Origin of the sequence: uncultured Limosilactobacillus sp. (genome assembly GCF_934202235.1) — a bacterium.
In the GTDB taxonomy this organism is placed as follows: Bacteria; Bacillota; Bacilli; order Lactobacillales; family Lactobacillaceae; genus Limosilactobacillus.
The window spans coordinates 1-2,318 of record NZ_CAKPXS010000075.1 but is presented as its reverse complement, the minus strand read 5'-3'; the positions used below and the strand labels follow the sequence as shown (position 1 = coordinate 2,318).

2 protein-coding genes and 1 tRNA gene are annotated in these 2,318 nt (G+C 50.0%); all 3 read left to right on the top strand.

Annotation, left to right across the window (positions count from 1 at the left end):
• On the top strand, window positions 1–791 hold a 791-nt coding region (locus Q0E49_RS07960), incomplete at its 5' end, for a gfo/Idh/MocA family oxidoreductase (RefSeq protein ID WP_295747843.1).
• Between the two features lie 9 nt (window positions 792–800).
• Entirely contained in the window at window positions 801–2,081 is a 1,281-nt protein-coding gene (locus tag Q0E49_RS07955; RefSeq protein WP_295747840.1) for a DEAD/DEAH box helicase, read from the top strand.
• 55 nt (window positions 2,082–2,136) lie between these two features.
• Window positions 2,137–2,209 (top strand) — tRNA-Arg (locus Q0E49_RS07950).
• Window positions 2,210–2,318 lie beyond the last annotated feature (109 nt).

Genomic DNA, 2,318 nt, shown 5'->3' with positions numbered 1-2,318 from the left:
ATAGTGTTCACTATGAGCAAGTTCGATTAGCAATCGAAAATGATAAGTTTATCATTTTGGAAAAGCCAGCCCTGGTCAACCCGCATGAATTTAAGGAAATCAACAAGCTGCTGGCTGCTCACCCCAAAGCCCGCCTCTTTGAAGCGGCCCGCAACATTCACACACCACTATTTAAGGCTGTTGAGAAAAAGATTAAGCAGATGAAGTTTGGTGGCGCCACCATGAACATCATGAAATACTCATCACGTATCGATAAGGTGTACGGAGGGGTTAAACCAGTTCCCAACATCTTTAACCCAGAATTTGCTGGTGGAGCGTTGGAAGATCTCGGTGTTTATGGGGTTTACCTGGCAGTGGCGCTCTACGGTAAGCCGGACAGTGTTAACTACCTACCAACCATGCTGAAGACCGGGGTCGACGGTAACGGAGTGGCAACGCTGACTTATGGTGAAAAGAGTGTGACGATTGTGGTTGGCAAGACCAGCAACAACTACCTGGGAACCGAATTTTACGGTGGTCGTGATACTGTCTGGCTCGATAGTGCCTTTAACCTCCGGCGGGGAATTTATTACGATGACCAAAAGAAGGCCCACCCGTTGGCTGTCGAGGTGGCCGACAATGACATGGTCTATGAACTACAGGACTTTGCTGAGATCATGAATAACTTGAAGGACGCGGATAACGAGCAACGTTATCAGGAGTGGTTGCAGTTGGCTGAAGATGTCAACCAGGTCATCTATGACCTCCGTCAGTCATGTGACTTGATCTTTCCGGCAGATAAGAACTACTAGGAGCTTAACGTGAAAGCTGAATTTGAAAAACACTTCAAGGAAAAGGGCTTTACCCAGCTAACGGCGATCCAAATAGCAGTGGCTGAACCCTTAGCGGCGGGCAATTCTGTTATGGGCATTGCGCCAACAGGATCCGGAAAAACGTTAGCCTTTACGTGGCCCTTGCTTTCGCAACTCAGCCCTGGTGGGGGGAGCCAATTACTGGTGCTCGAGCCATCCCAGGAACTAGCGATGCAGACGACGCGCGTTATGCGCGAGTGGGCTGCATTGGTGGGGCTCCACGTTCAGTCGCTGACTGGCGGTGCTAATGTTCGTCGTCAGATTGAAAAACTCCGTGACCACAGCGAAGTTCTTGTCGGTACCCCGGGGCGGATCTATGACTTATTAAACCGCCACCATCTATCACTAGGTGTCATCTCGTCAATTGTGATCGATGAAGCGGATGACTTGCTGAATGACCACTCCAAAGTGGTAGTGGTTAACCTGGTCAAAGCCGCCCCCCGCGACTGCCAATTATCGTTTTTTAGTGCCACTACTGGCCAGGGAAGGACCGACCTCACCGCCACTTTTCAGCGGAAGCTAGTGGTTTGTGATGTCCGGAAGACGGACAACTCCCGCGGTGTGGTCCAGCATTACACCGTTATGGCACGAACCAATGCCCAGAAAACTGCCGTCTTGAAGAGGTTGAGTGAGCAAGCAGGGTTTTATGGGCTGGTCTTCTTTAATAGCCAGCGGACCCTGGAATATGTTTATAACCGGTTGACACACCATCACTTTGCGGTTGTTACACTCGGCGGTCGTCAACGGCAGGTGCAGCGGCAAGCCGCGCTGCGTCGGTTTAAAAAGCACCAAGTTAAGTTGTTGCTGACGACAGATGTTGCTGCCCGGGGGTTAGATATTGCCAAACTTCCCGCGGTGGTCAACTTTGACTTGCCAATTAATGCAGACCAGTATATTCACCGTGTCGGACGAACTGGGCGCCAGGGACAACCCGGGACGGTTTACAACCTGGGTGACGATCACGATTTTCGTGACTTGAAGAAGGTCTTAGCGAAGACTGATTACCAGCTGAAAAAGTGGTGCCTACCTGAGGAACGGTCAACAGTGGTTTACCAGCAGCGGGAAGAGCAACCGCAACATTCTGCGACCACCAAAAAGCGCGAAAAAGTGGTGAAGTCAGTTGCTTCGCCGAAAAAGCGTAAAAAGCACAAGAAGAACCGTCACCGCAAGAATAAGAGAATGCGCTTTAAGCGCCGCCGGAAGGCTGCAGAAGCGCGGCAAAAGCGATAATTGTGCTTGTTGAACTTTACATTCATGGTCATCAATGCGATAATATTTGGGATTTGGTCCCATAGCATAACTGGATAGTGCATCCGCCTCCTAAGCGGTCGATTCCGGTTCGAACCCGGATGGGACCATTTTCCAAGAAGAAACCGTCAGCATTTTTGGGGGCTATAATGCCCTCTAAGTATACAGATGAAATAGAAAATTCATCTGATACTTGGAGGGCTTTTTCTATGACTAGGA